The 13,984-nt window shown below is 32.4% G+C and carries 11 protein-coding genes; 10 read left to right on the forward strand and 1 reads right to left on the reverse strand.

What is annotated here, in order from left to right:
- Nucleotides 1–7: 7 nt before the first annotated feature.
- Nucleotides 8–628, reverse strand: coding sequence for an MBL fold metallo-hydrolase (locus BKP56_RS05185; RefSeq protein WP_198034023.1), 621 nt, complete (start codon nt 626–628; stop codon nt 8–10).
- A 173-nt stretch (nt 629–801) separates the two neighbouring features.
- On the opposite strand from BKP56_RS05185, the gene BKP56_RS05190 reads away from it, so the two are divergent.
- The 10 genes from BKP56_RS05190 (at nt 802) to BKP56_RS05235 (ending at nt 13,984) form a co-directional block, all read left to right on the forward strand.
- Entirely contained in the window at nt 802–1,272 is a 471-nt protein-coding gene (locus BKP56_RS05190; protein ID WP_072694115.1) for a Dps family protein, read from the forward strand.
- 560 nt (nt 1,273–1,832) lie between these two features.
- Nucleotides 1,833–4,472, forward strand: a complete 2,640-nt coding sequence (locus BKP56_RS05195; RefSeq protein WP_072694116.1) for a sigma 54-interacting transcriptional regulator — start codon at nt 1,833–1,835, stop codon at nt 4,470–4,472.
- Between the two features lie 161 nt (nt 4,473–4,633).
- Nucleotides 4,634–6,202, forward strand: coding sequence for a glycoside hydrolase family 43 protein (locus tag BKP56_RS05200; protein WP_072694117.1), 1,569 nt, complete (start codon nt 4,634–4,636; stop codon nt 6,200–6,202).
- 54 nt (nt 6,203–6,256) lie between these two features.
- Nucleotides 6,257–6,658 carry a PTS sugar transporter subunit IIA gene (locus BKP56_RS05205; RefSeq protein WP_072694118.1) on the forward strand — a complete coding sequence of 134 codons (402 nt, stop codon included), beginning with the start codon at nt 6,257–6,259 and terminating at the stop codon, nt 6,656–6,658.
- Nucleotides 6,659–6,681: 23 nt separating this feature from the next.
- Nucleotides 6,682–7,176: a PTS system mannose/fructose/N-acetylgalactosamine-transporter subunit IIB gene (locus BKP56_RS05210; RefSeq protein WP_072694119.1), complete on the forward strand. Its 495-nt coding sequence runs from the start codon at nt 6,682–6,684 to the stop codon at nt 7,174–7,176.
- A 1-nt stretch (nt 7,177) separates the two neighbouring features.
- Nucleotides 7,178–7,960, forward strand: a complete 783-nt coding sequence (locus tag BKP56_RS05215; protein ID WP_072694120.1) for a PTS mannose/fructose/sorbose/N-acetylgalactosamine transporter subunit IIC — start codon at nt 7,178–7,180, stop codon at nt 7,958–7,960.
- Nucleotides 7,953–8,807 carry a PTS system mannose/fructose/sorbose family transporter subunit IID gene (locus BKP56_RS05220; RefSeq protein ID WP_072694121.1) on the forward strand — a complete coding sequence of 285 codons (855 nt, stop codon included), beginning with the start codon at nt 7,953–7,955 and terminating at the stop codon, nt 8,805–8,807. Before BKP56_RS05215 ends, BKP56_RS05220 begins: the two co-directional genes overlap by 8 nt.
- A 70-nt stretch (nt 8,808–8,877) precedes the next feature.
- Nucleotides 8,878–10,671 (forward strand): DUF2264 domain-containing protein, encoded by a 1,794-nt coding sequence (locus BKP56_RS05225; RefSeq protein ID WP_072694122.1) that lies wholly within the window; start codon nt 8,878–8,880, stop codon nt 10,669–10,671.
- Nucleotides 10,664–11,797, forward strand: a complete 1,134-nt coding sequence (locus BKP56_RS05230; RefSeq protein ID WP_072694123.1) for a glycoside hydrolase family 88 protein — start codon at nt 10,664–10,666, stop codon at nt 11,795–11,797. The genes BKP56_RS05225 and BKP56_RS05230 overlap by 8 nt, the downstream gene beginning before the upstream one ends.
- Nucleotides 11,798–11,812: 15 nt before the next feature.
- Nucleotides 11,813–13,984 carry an alpha-galactosidase gene (locus tag BKP56_RS05235; protein ID WP_072694124.1) on the forward strand — a complete coding sequence of 724 codons (2,172 nt, stop codon included), beginning with the start codon at nt 11,813–11,815 and terminating at the stop codon, nt 13,982–13,984.

The following is a 13,984-nucleotide window of genomic DNA, read 5'->3' on the forward strand; positions in this document are numbered from 1 at the left end:
CTCACAATCAATTAAAATAAGGATTTGTATGTTTTTCATTACCAATCGTCGTATCTCGACCATGACCAGGATAAACAGTATAATCATCAGGCAATGAAAATAAATATTTTCTTATCCCGTCTAGTAAGACCTCGGGTTGGCTTCCGGGAAGATCTGTTCTACCGACACTTCCTCTGAATAAAGCATCTCCAGAAATGACAAAGTGATTTTCATGGAAAATAAAACTGACACTACCTGGAGAATGTCCTGGAGTCGGAACAACTTCAAAAGTGAATTCATCGATCGTCAGTTTTTGAACAGGTGCAAAAAGCTGTTCAGCTGGATTTGCAGTTACAGTAAATGGATTATTAAAAGATAAATTTGCAATAGGGTCGCCTAACCAGTCTTTTTCTTCAGGACTGACATAAACTGGAATATCATAGTCGACTCGAATGTCTTCAAGAGACCCAATATGATCAAAATGTGCATGAGTTAACAAGATAGCAATAGGCTGAACTTCCAACTCTTCAATTTCGTTTTTGATTTTACTTGTTTCATCTCCTGGATCGATAATAAGTGCTTTATTGTCTTTATATACGATATAACAATTTTCTTCAATAGTTCCAGTAACGATTTGTCGTACTTGTATCATTTAGACTTCCTCCCGAAATGCATTTTGAATGTTATATGGTCAAATGATTTCTCATTATTCTCTCCATTATATCGAATAATGATGGAACTGTCGAAGGAAGACAAATTATTAGACTTTGTGATTAATAAAGCATATAGTAATAGTAGAATAAATATATAGGAGGAAGTACAATGGCAAATGAAAAAGTAAAAGAATATCTCAATACATTAGTCGCTACTCAAGGATTATTTTATGTGAAACTTCATCAGGCGCATTGGTATATTAAGGGACCGAATTTTTTCTCACTACATCCTAAATTAGAAGAATATTATGATGAATTGACAGTTCAAATGGATGATGTAGCTGAGAGGCTACTTGCAATAGGTGGCGAACCTTATGCTACATTAGAAGAATTTCTATCTCATTCATTGATCAAAGAATCTAAAGACTCAAAAAATCTTTCTCAGAAAGATACGGTACAAAGTGTAATTGATGATTATGAAGTCTTACGAGATGAACTTGCAAAAGGGATTCAGTTAACTGACGAAGAAAAAGATGACGTAACGAATGATTTGCTCATTTCTCAAAAAGCTGGAGTAGATCAAACAATTTGGATGTTACAAGCATTTATGGGACACGGAGCGCTTGAAAGTAAAAAATAGATGATAAGAATAATGGTTAGGACGAGGACGCATGGGAATTATGTCCTATTAATTAAATAGTGAAAAAACAAAAAATTCTATGTGGCAACCTGACACCAAAATTCTATTTGTGTCAGGTTGTTTCTTGTTCAGGGGGAATTTCGTAGCTGTATCTATATTTTTCAGTGTACGTGAAAGTTGAGAATATCTGAATCCATTAATCCTAAACTATTTTGGTCATATTCCACTATCTGTTGGTCAAAATGATATAAACTTTCTGTTTTGATATCACTTGCGTAAAATAACTATTTTAAAATGCGGCCAAAAGCTGTTTTTTTCACCTAAATATCAAACGGGTGAATTGATTTTCAAGTGATTAAATTAAAGTTTTCTACATTTATAAAAGAAAGCCCTTTATTTATGGTCGGTTTTATTTTATACTTATCCTGTTTAGGTCCTTTGTATTGGTTTTGGATAAGTCATCCGGTCCGATTATAAAGGGTTTTTTTGTGCCATTGAACCGTCTAAAAATTTAATGCAACACTAGGAAACATAAGAGTATGTTTTAAGGAGCGGGGAACTTGAAAGAAAAAACAAAAGAAAAAGTTTTAAACTCTCTAGAAGAATTAATTAAAGAAAAGAATAGTTATACTGTGACAACAAATGATCTCGCTGAAAAGTTGTCTTTAAGTAGACAAGTAACAAGTCATTATTTATCGAGATTATTAGAAGAAGGATATGTAGAAAAGCAAAATACTCGTCCTGTTTACTGGAAGCTAAAACAAAAAGCTAGAGAAGGTAGAAAAGAGGCCGATGTATTTAATAAATTTATTGGTGCTAATGGAAGCTTAAAAACAATCATCAATCAATGTAAAGCAGCAATATCTTATCCTCCAAACGGCATGCCTATTATTTTAAATGGAGAAAGTGGAGTAGGAAAATCTTTTTTAGCAAATCTTATATACGAATATGCTACAAAAACTGAAGTAATTAATAAAAAAGCACCGTTTAAGGTATTAAACTGCGCAGATTATGCAAATAACCCTGAATTACTTTCTGCTTCTTTGTTTGGTTATAAAAGAGGTGCTTTTACGGGAGCGGACAAAGACAAAGAGGGATTACTTTCACAAGCAGATGGAGGGTTTTTATTTTTAGATGAAGTGCATCGTCTGTCGCTAGAAAATCAAGAAAAAATATTTGTCTTCATGGATACTGGTGAATACTATCCACTTGGCGAGACCAGTGTATCAAAGAAAGCAAATGTAAGATTTATCTTTGCAACAACAGAAAAAAATGAAGAAGTTTTATTGGATACGTTCAGTCGCAGAATTTCATTAAAAGTACAGATGCCTAATTTGCAAAGTTACCCTTTATCAGAGAGGTTACAACTTGTTCAAAAACTGTATTTAGGAGAAGCAAATAAATTAGGTATCTCTTTTACTTTAACAAAAGAAGTTTTACAAAGACTATGCTTTGATAGAGTAAAAGGAAATATAGGTACATTAAAATCTACCATTCAACTAAGTTGTGCAAATGCTTACCAAGAAAATCAAAATTCTGAAAGGCTAGTAATCGAGTTATCACACCTGTCTCTTGAAGCGTTCTCTCCTTCGGCAGATTCATATTATCCTTTAAAGGAATTTACGATTTCAAAAGAAGAAAGTCTGGATTTATCAAATGATTTAGAAACTTTAGATAACAAAGTGTTTGAAAATTTTTATACACAAATTGAAAAATTCCTTTATAAAGAAAATATCAATGAAGTTGAATTATTGTTATATTTCAAGAAATTTACTCGCGAATTTTTAATTTCATATGATACCTATAATAAAGAGGCTTCTTTAATTGATAAAAATATTAAGTACTTGTTTTTAGAAAATATTGAAAACTTAATGCAATCATATGGATTAAATATATCTGATGAAACTAGGAGACAAATCTATAATTATTGGTATTATTTTAATGGAAATCCACGTAATCAAAATAAACCCAACTCGAAAATAATGGATTTTATGCAAGAGCTATTTCCGAGATCCTATTATATTGCAAAGATTTTATTGGAAAAAGAACCTTTTATAAAAAATATTAGCAATAAAGAAGGTCTCTTGTTTTTTATTGTATTCATTATCCAAAAGCATGTTGATGAAAATGTTGAACTCCAGGGGTTAATTGTTGCGCATGGGAGTAGTACTGCAACAAGTATTAAAGAAGTAGTAAATAATCTATGTAGTTCATTTATTTTTGAGGCAATGGATATGCCCATAGATACATCTGTTGAGCAAATAGTAATAAAAGTAAATGATTACTTAAAAAAACTGGATACATCAAATGGATTAATCTTATTAGTAGATATGGGGACTTTAAGAGAGTTATACACTGAAATTAAGTCTAATTTAAAAGGAAACTTGCTTATTATAAATAATGTTACCACAGCAGTAGCGTTGGATATTGGATTAAAAATCCAACATAATCAAAATTTTGATCTGATTGCTGAAAGTTCTAAAAATAATTATAAATTTGAAACTCAATTTTTCGAAGGATTTTCTAATAAGAATAATATTGTTATTTCTTGTATGTCAGGACTAGGACTATCAGAAAAATTAAAAGAAATCATCTCTACTGTTATTTCTCACCATCAAATAGAAATCCTTACAATGGAATACAATAAACTAGTTGGAATACTTGAAAATAACGAAGAAAGTCATTTCAAAGAAACAAAATTAATTATCACAACAACTGACTTAGATCATAAATTGAATATTCCAAGTATGAATATCTACGATATTTTTAAAGAGGAAGGAAAGAATAGCTTTTGGCTAGCTTTGAAAGAAAGTATTGATTATCATACATTTGAAGCTTTAAAAAATGAGATTCTAAAATTTTTATCAATTGAAGGAATTTCAGATCGATTAACATTGCTTAATCCTAAAGTGGTAATCAATGAGATTGAAAAAGTAATTAATCGTTATGAGAATTATTACAATGTTGTTTTTACCGAACAAGTTAAGTTAAATCTTTATATGCATTTAGCATTAATGACCGAGCGATTACTTACTCAACCTGAAGAGTTAAATCAAGAGTGGTTGCCAAAAAGTGAGAGTGAAAAAGAATTTGCCGATGTAACATATAATGTTTTTGATGATATCCATAAAAAATTTAATATTAAGATTAACTCATATGAGCTTTCCTTACTCTATCAAATAATTAATGGAGTACGGTAGTGTTTAAAAAAGTGTCTAAATTTCTCTTGCTAAATGTAAGGGATTTGGACACTTTTTTCTTTTCTTGAACAAACGCTTTCATATAAGCGGTTTAAATCAGATAAATCAGTTGGCACACTATTTGCTTATATATAAGTGAAGGGAAAAGGAGGTGAAAGATTATGAGTACTAATCCAATAATAAAAGGATTTTCTCCAGATCCATGTATTTGTAAGGCAAATGGCAAATACTATTTAGCTACCTCAACATTTGAATGGTACCCCGGGGTAGAAATATGGGAGTCTACTAATCTGGTTGATTGGGATTTAGTAAAAAGACCATTGGTTCATGAAAAGCATATGAATCTCACAGGTATACCAGATAGTGGAGGGATTTGGGCACCAGCTCTTTCCTATCATGATGGGAAGTTTTGGTTGTTTTATACAATCTGTAAACAAATTGATGGAGTATTTAAAGATGTTGAAAATTATATTACCACATGTGAAAAAATAAATGGAGAGTGGGATAGTCCAATCTATATACATTCATCGGGATTTGATCCATCATTATTTCATGATGGGGATAGAAAATATGTATTGAATCCACAATGGGACTATCGATCAACTAACGGTAAAGTTCGTTTCAAAGGAATTGAACTAAGAGAATTTTCTTATGAAAAAAGTAAGTTTGTTGGAGAATCTCATACTATTTTTACGGGGACTGCAACAGGAGGGGCTGAAGGACCAAATATTATTAAAAAGAACGGTTACTATTACTTGATTTGCGCTGAGGGTGGAACAGGAAGGCATCATTCTATTGTCGTAGCTAGATCAAGGCAATTGACTGGACCATATGAGCTATCACCTTATGGGACACTCATTACTTCATTCCATGACATGGGTAATCCATTACAAAAAGCAGGACACGGAAATATTATTCAGTCATATGAAGGTCGATGGTACCTTGTTCATTTAACGAGTAGATATATATCTGAACAATCTAGAGTTTGTCAACTTGGAAGGGAGTCTGCTATACAAGAAATAATATGGCAAGACGGATGGCCACGTTTAAAAGGAACTGATTATTCTCCTCTTGTAAATATTGAAAGTTTACCGGCAAGAAAGAAAAACAGTGAATATTTTACTACCTCATTTAATAATGGCGTCCTTGATAAAGAATGGTTTATGTTAAGAAGACCAATCGGTGAAAGAATAAAGTTAAACGAAGGATTTTTACGAATGTATGGTGGAGATAGTTTGTCATCATTGTTCAACCAATCTTTGCTCGCAAGAAAATGGAAATCTTTTGATTTTAATACAGAAACGACTTTTAGATTTAATCCAAATAATTATCAAGAACTTAGCGGGATAGTTTGCTATTACAATACAAAAAACTGGTTGTTCCTATATGTTAGTAGAGATGAAATATCTCATCAGCGAGTAGTTAATTTATTGTTGAATAAAAATGGTAGTATAAGTGAACCTTTAAGTGGTTTATACGGATACCTTCCGAATGACTGTGAAAAAATTAAGCTAAAATTTAGTGTAGAAAATGCTCAAATACAATGTTATTATTCACATGATAATGAGCCAGAACATTCAATTGGTCAAATTATAGATGGGACATTTTTGTCAGATGAAAAAGTGGATGGCTGGGCATATACAGGAGCTATGGTTGGAATAACAGCAATTGATTTAAAAGAAAAAATAAGTTATACAGATTTTCTACATTTTTCGTATAAAGATAAATAGATAAGGAAATTTTAGCAATAGCAAAGTTCCCTTAAGTAGTTGATGGAGGAAAATATGAATGAAAGAATTATTTTAATTTCACACAGTGATTTTGCTGTTGGGATCAAGAGTGCTGTAGAAATGATTGTTGGGAAACAAGCTTCTATAGAAGCATATGGATTAATACCTGGAGAGCATCCAGAAATTATTATTAATAAAGTAAAAGATTCAATCAAGGAAGAAGATAGAATTATTATTTTATCTGATTTAGTTGGAGGCAGTATGAATAATACAGCAATGACACTTTTGGAGTATCCGAATGTAACATTAATTGCTGGAGTGAACCTTCCCCTTGCTATTGAAGTTGCTTTAACAAAACCACAAACAGATGAAGAAATTGAGAAAGTAATTGAAGTAGCTAAAACATCAATTAAGCATATGAAGCTAGAAAAAATAGAAGATGATTTCTTTTTTTAAAATAAGTTAATTGGAGGCATATTATGATTGTAATGGCAAGAATTGATGACCGTTTAATTCATGGGCAAGTAGCAGTTATATGGTCGAAGGATTTAAATGTAGACAGAATTATTGTAGCAAGTGATAAAATTGCAGCTAATGAAATTCAAGCAAATGTGTTAAAAGGGGCAGCACCATCTTCGGTAAAGGCATTTGTATTATCTATTGAAAAAGCTGCAACAATTCTTAATGATCCTCGATCAGAAAATAAAAGAGTGATGGTCGTAACGGATTCTCCAAACAATATTTTACAGTTACTAGAAAAAATTAACGAAAAACCTCGCTTAAACATTGCAAATTATGGAAGAATTGGCGGTACTTTATCTGATAAAGAAAAGATTACTGAAACTGTTTATGTAACGGAAGAAGATAAGAAGACTTTTAACGATATTTTTAACTTAGGATTAGATTTTGAATATCAGCCTTTACCAAATGATAAGAAAAAATCTCTAAAAGAATTATTAAAAGGAGCAGAGTGATATGTATGAAGCTTTTGTAGTAGGATTTGTACTTGCTTTAGCTAAATGGTTAGATTGGTGGATGAACACTCAATTATCAAGACCGATATTTATTGTAGCGTTACTCGGATTACTGTTAGGACAACCTACTGAAGGAATTATGATGGGGGCAGCTATTGAACTAGTTTATCTTGGAACTATTTCTTTAGGAGGGGTTATGCCTCAAGATTTTACAGCTGGAGCAGTTTTTGGTGGTGCATTTGCACTAGTTTACGGACAAGACGCCTCAGTTGCAATTACCTTATCTATTCCAATTGGAATGTTAGGATCAGTTTATTATACCTTCTTTAAAGGGGGAGTAACATTTGTTGCTGAGAAATTTGAAACATATACAAAAGAACATAATTTGAGAACGTTTAAAAGATTATGGAAAATACAATATGCGGTATTCTTACTGTCTTATTTTGTAATCGGTTTTGTTGCATTCTTGTTGGGAGCAGACGCAATCGATTCATTAGTCAATATGATTCCAGAAGTAATTATAAATGGTCTGGAAGTTGCAGCTGGCATGTTGCCTGCATTAGGTATGGCATTATTATTAAAAACTATTTGGGATAAAAGTACGGCCGCCTTCTTCTTTATTGGTTTTGCTTTAGTTACATTCTTTGGCGGAGATTTGATTAGTGTGGCATTTGTCGCCGTAGCTGTAGCTGTATTTATTGCATTAAATGACATAAAATCACAATCTCAAGCTGCAGTGGCTACAACAAACACAGATGAAGTGGAGGATTTCTTTAATGACTAGTAATGTAGAAGAAATAAATGTCAAAAATTCATTAAAACTCGATAGAAGTGAGAAAAAATTAATTAATAAAATATTTTGGAGAACGGCTCATTTAATGTTTTGTACAAGTTATACCAAACAACAAGGGACGACTTATGCTTGGACGATGATTCCCTTTTTAGAAAGGATTTATGGAAAAGAAACGGATGAATTCTATGATCGAATGACAGAACATCAAACTTTCTTTAATACAGCCCCGGGAATGGCTCCATTTATTTTTGGTTTAAATATATCGATGGAAGAAGAAAATATGAAAAACCAAGGAACTTTTGATACCTCTTCAATCGAAGCTATTAAAGCGAGTTTAATGGGACCTCTTGCAGGTATAGGAGATTCTATATTTTTAGGAACTTTTAGAATCATTGCAACTGCTATTTCTATAGGTTTAAGTCAAAGTGGTAGCCCGTTAGGTCCACTACTGTTTTTACTAGCCTTTAATATTCCAAATGTCTTAATTCGTTACTATGGAGGAGTTTTAGGATATAAATTAGGTGGGTCGTATATTAGTGAAGCGATATCAACTGGAAAGTTAAGTATTATTACCAAAGCATTTTCAATAGTTGGTTTAATGATGGTTGGCGCTATGGTAGCAAATTATGTTAATTTTGCTACAACTTTACAGACAGATTTTGCTGGGCAAGAATTTGTATTGCAAGATATACTTGATCAAATTATGCCAGGGTTACTTCCGCTATCTCTTACACTAGGGTGCTTCTGGTACTTACGTAAGAAGAATAAACCGACAAGATTACTGATATTTATCTTTATTTTAGGTTTGGCTTTAACATTTTTAGGTATAACTGGATAAAAAAAGGAAGAGCTTCAAAAAAGAAGCTCTTCTACTTATCTATATGTATTTGAGTATAAAGGAGGAAAAAATGATTGAAGAAGGTAAACAATCGCTTGCAGATTGGATGGATCAGTTAACTCCAAATAACTTTAAGTATTTAAATCAGTTAGGAGCCTCTTATTTACCAGAAATTCGTTTATTAGAGGGAAGCTTGCGACCATTATGGGGAATATTGCCTGCTTATTTTTCAGGTGTAAAAAGTGAAAAATGTGAATCATACATCAAAAATTTAAAAGAGATGGTGGAAAAGCAAAAATTACCTCCTATTTCTACAAAAAATAGACAAATTGCTGTTGAAACAGCAGTATTAAGTTATGCAATTGGGACATATAAGCATAATTTTTTTAATCTATTTAGCACGGAAGGTCAACAGTATCTTGTTGATTGGCTTAACGAAGTTAATCAAATAGATATACCTAAAGGAAATTGGTTATTTTTTGTGATTTTAATAAATAGTTCGCTTAAAGAGAACCGTCTAAAGTACTCTAAAGAAAAATTAGAATGGGCCTTAAAAGAAATAGATACACTTTATTTAGGAGATGGATGGTATACAGATGGAGAAAATAAGCAAAGGGATTACTATATCGCATTTGCCTTTCATTTTTACGGACTACTTTATTCACGTATAAGCAAAGATGAATTTGCAGAAAAATTTTTGGATAGAGCTATAAAGTTTTCAAAATATTTTACTCATTGGTTTGATGCTAAAGGCCGTTCAATACCATTTGGTAGAAGTCTTACTTACCGTTTTGCACATGTATGCTATTGGAGTGCTCTTGTAGTTACTGGTGCCTATAAGGAAACAACATTATCGTTAAGTGAAATAAAAGGAATCATTTATAGGAATTTAAATTTTTGGAGTACACAACCAATTCAAATATCAAGTGAAAATCCTCCTTCTATTGGTTATAGCTATGGAAATTTATTGTTATCAGAAGATTATAATTCTTTAGGATCAACAATGTGGGCTTTTAAAACATTTATATTACTTGAATTAGAGGAAAATCATCCTTTTTGGAAATGTAGCACAAAAAAATTAGAACAGAATAGCAATAAAGAAATCGTTCAACCTCATGCAGGATTTCATTTTCAGCATTCAGATGATCACACTTTAGCTTTGTCCAGTACACAGTATTCAACTAATCACTTGTTATATCATCATCATGAAAAATATAGTAAATTTGCATATTCATCATATTTTGGGTTTAATCTCTCGAGAGGATCGGAAAATATAGAAAAAACATCTGTTGATTCAACACTTTCAATTTCAATTAGTGGTCATGAACAGTATCAACCCCGAAGTAGGATTTTAAAATCAAAAATTTATAAAGAGTATGGAGTATCTTATTGGGATGTTTGGAGGAAAGTAAAAATTTACACTTATTTAATACCAATATCCAGTGATGTTCATATACGAATTCATGAAATAGAAACCCCCTACAATATTGATGTTGTAGAAGGAGGATTTCCCTTATTTAATTGGAATAAAAAATATTCAGAACCTTTGAGTACAAAATCTTCTATTGAACTCAAAAACGAAAACGGAATTTCTAGTATTATTGACTTGTCCAATAATAGAGTTCCAATATATGTAGATCAAGGCCCTAATACCAATATCTATTCTTATGAAAAAAATGCTATTCCTGCTTTGACTACTACATTAACAAAAGGTAAATATACATTAAGTAGTATGGTAGTAGGTTCTCCAAGAAAAAAAATGGAGATTCCAAAGATTGAAATATCGTCTAATGTAAAAGAATATAAAGTAGTTATTGAAGAAAAGAATATATGCATTCAAAAGGAGAACTTTAAATATGTATAAAAATGAAACAAAAAAGTGGGCGGAATCTATTTTTGAAAAACTAGACGACAAGTTATCTGCCGAAGCTAAACGTTTAGGAAATAAGATTCCGTATATTCCGGATGAAAAAACATTCTTATACGAAGAAGATATGGGAGAAACTGATCCCGTATGGTGGACAAATGGATTTTGGTCTGGAGTTATGTGGCAAATGTATCATGCTACAAATAATGAACTTTATAAAAAAACAGCTGAATCTAATGAAGAAAGGCTGGATGCTGCATTTGAAATTTATACAGGATTGCATCATGATGTTGGCTTTATGTGGTTACACACAGCCGTCGCTAATTATCGTTTAACGGAAAATAAACGTTCAAAAGCTCGCGGGTTACATGCTGCTCATTTATTAGCAGGTAGATATAATCCTCGTGGAGGTTTTATCCGTTCATGGAATCGTGATAGATCAGGGTGGGTTATTATTGATTCCATGTTGAACATTCCTTTACTCTATTGGGCAGAAAAGACCATTGAAGATCCAAGATTTGGGTATGTAGCAAAAGATCATGCTGATAAAGTAATGAACCACATTGTTAGAGAAGATGGTTCAGTCAGTCATATCGGCGTATTTGATCCTCATACTGGGGAATTGTTAGACACACCGAGAGGTCAAGGCTATGCTCCAGGATCTTCATGGTCTCGAGGACAAGCTTGGGCTATTTACGGATTTGCTTTGAGTTATCTTCATACAAAAGATATTAAATATTTAAATACAGCGAAAAAAGTTGCTCATTATTTTATTTCAGAAATTGAGAAGACAGATTGGATTCCGTTAGTAGATTTTAGAGCTCCAGAATTACCTAAGATGGTTGATACTTCAGCTGGGGTTTGTGCAGCATGTGGCTTTTTAGAGATTGCTCAACATGTAGATGAATTTGACAAACATTTATATATAGATGCGGCAGTAAATATCCTAAAGGCAGTTGAAAAGCATTATGCTAACTGGGATAGCTCAAAAGACGGAATAATTACTGGTGCAACAGGAAGCTATCATGATGAGAAGTGGACAGAAGTTCCAATTATATATACTGATTACTATTTTGTAGAAGCTGTTTTACGTATACTTGATAAAGATTTTTTGATTTGGTAAAAGGGGCTCAAATTAATGAATATTAAAGTGGAAGAAACTATCACGCTTAAAACCGAAAACTCTCAATTAACTATAGGTGTATTGGAATCTGGATATGTCTCTTTGCTCTATTTTGGGAAGAAGATTTCTGTTAATAACGTAGGGTATATTGTTGAGGATATTGAACGTGTAAGTTATCTGGCGGATACAGATGGGAAGAAAGACTTTAAGTTAGAACAAATTCCACAAGTTTACCCTGCTTATGGAAATCCAGATTTAAGAAGTCCTGCGCATAAGGAAATTTATGGTAATGGGACGCGTATATCAGATTTTAGATATGCGTCCCATTCATTAGTTAAAGAAAAACCTGAATTAAATCATTTACCCCATACGCAATCAGATAAAAAAACAGAAACCTTATTGTTAACATTAAGAGATAAGTTGACGAAAAACGAGATAGTAATAACGATTTCGGCTTTTGAGGATTATGATATGTTTTCTCAGTCAGTAAAATTCATAAATAATTCAACAGAAACTGTTCAGATAGAAGAAATGATGTCTCTTAATTTAGATTTATTAACAGATAAGCTCGATCTGATTACTTTGACAGGAGCATGGGGCAGAGAAAATACCATTTCACGAAGAAGATTAGAACAGGGAATACAAGGAATAGACAGCAAAAGAGGAGCTAGCGGACATGGACAAAACCCTTTTATTGCCTTAGTATCACCAGAAGCGAACGAACTTTCAGGGCATGTCATCGGATGTAATCTAATTTATAGTGGAAATTTTAAAGCTTGTGTTGAAGTAGATATGCATCAAAACAGTCGCTTACAAATAGGAATCAATCCATTTGAATTTTCTTGGGCGTTAAAACCAAATGAAAGCTTTGATACACCGGAAGTAGTGTTTGTAACCACTGAAAATGGATTAAACGATATGAGCCAAAAATTTCATCGATTTTATATAGATTGCTTATTACAAAGTAAATATGCGAAAGAAGAACGTCCAGTGCTGTTAAATTGTTGGGAGGCGACTTATTTCGATTTTGATAAGGAAATTCTTATACAGTTAGCAGATGAAGCTAAAAGCTTAGGGATAGAATTATTTGTGGTTGATGACGGGTGGTTTGGAAACAGACAAGACGATACTTCATCATTAGGAGATTGGTTTCCGAATGAAGAAAAACTAGGTAATTTATCTGAGTTAATTAAAGAAATAAAGAGCAAAGGATTATCTTTTGGAATATGGCTGGAACCGGAAATGGTTTCGCCAGATAGTGAATTGTATCGAAGACATCCCGAGTGGGCTATAGCTGCACCAGGAAGGTTTCAACAAAAAGTCCGTCATCAGTATGTATTGGATTTGACAAATAAAGAAGTACAGCAGTATCTAATAGAGACTATAGACAAATTACTAACTGAGAATGCTATTGATTATGTGAAATGGGATATGAATAGAAATATTACAGATGCTTACACCTTAACTCTGCCTGCTGATCGTCAGAAGGAATTCTCTCATCGCTATATTTTAGGGTTATACAATATTCTAACTGAAATTACGCAAAAACATCCAGATGTGCTGTTTGAGAGTTGTGCTGGAGGTGGAGGAAGATTTGATCCTGGAATGTTGTACTATATGCCGCAAACTTGGACGAGTGATAATACAGATGCTATTGCAAGACTATCTATTCAAAAAGGAACAAGTTTGATCTATCCTCCAATTTCCATGGGATGTCATATTTCTTCATCTCCAAATCATCAAGTTGGTAGAATAACCCCTTTACTTACAAGGCAAATAGTTGCTCAACAAGGTAATGTAGGTTATGAAATAAATTTAAATAAACTTTCTATCCAAGAAAAAGAAGAAATAAAAGAATTTATTTCTGAATACAAAGCCTATAGAAATACAATTCAGTTAGGAAAACATTATCGTTTACCCGTTTATGATGAACAAAACGAAGAAGCTTGGATGAAAAAAAATTTATCAGGAAATGAAATAATAGTGAGTCATGTCGATATTTTAACTAAGCCTAATACTGCACCAAAAAGATTAAAATTAATCGATTTAGAGCCAAAAACAGACTATCTCATAAATAATAAAGACAAAAAAACAGGAGATGAATTAATGCAAATAGGATTAGCTCTTCCTAAACCACAGCATGATTACTTTTCTTGTCAATGGATAATACAAAAGTTAGGAGTATGA

The sequence above is a fragment of the Marinilactibacillus sp. 15R genome, from assembly GCF_001895285.1.
In the GTDB taxonomy this organism is placed as follows: Bacteria; Bacillota; Bacilli; order Lactobacillales; family Carnobacteriaceae_A; genus Marinilactibacillus; species Marinilactibacillus piezotolerans.

Coding starts and splice junctions, on each gene's coding strand:
- BKP56_RS05215 (WP_072694120.1), top strand. CDS start 7,178: ATGTATGAAGCTTTTGTAGTAGGATTTGTACTTGCTTTAGCTAAATGG.
- BKP56_RS05220 (WP_072694121.1), top strand. CDS start 7,953: ATGACTAGTAATGTAGAAGAAATAAATGTCAAAAATTCATTAAAACTC.
- BKP56_RS05225 (WP_072694122.1), top strand. CDS start 8,878: ATGATTGAAGAAGGTAAACAATCGCTTGCAGATTGGATGGATCAGTTA.
- BKP56_RS05210 (WP_072694119.1), top strand. CDS start 6,682: ATGATTGTAATGGCAAGAATTGATGACCGTTTAATTCATGGGCAAGTA.
- BKP56_RS05230 (WP_072694123.1), top strand. CDS start 10,664: ATGTATAAAAATGAAACAAAAAAGTGGGCGGAATCTATTTTTGAAAAA.
- BKP56_RS05190 (WP_072694115.1), top strand. CDS start 802: ATGGCAAATGAAAAAGTAAAAGAATATCTCAATACATTAGTCGCTACT.
- BKP56_RS05235 (WP_072694124.1), top strand. CDS start 11,813: ATGAATATTAAAGTGGAAGAAACTATCACGCTTAAAACCGAAAACTCT.
- BKP56_RS05205 (WP_072694118.1), top strand. CDS start 6,257: ATGAATGAAAGAATTATTTTAATTTCACACAGTGATTTTGCTGTTGGG.
- BKP56_RS05200 (WP_072694117.1), top strand. CDS start 4,634: ATGAGTACTAATCCAATAATAAAAGGATTTTCTCCAGATCCATGTATT.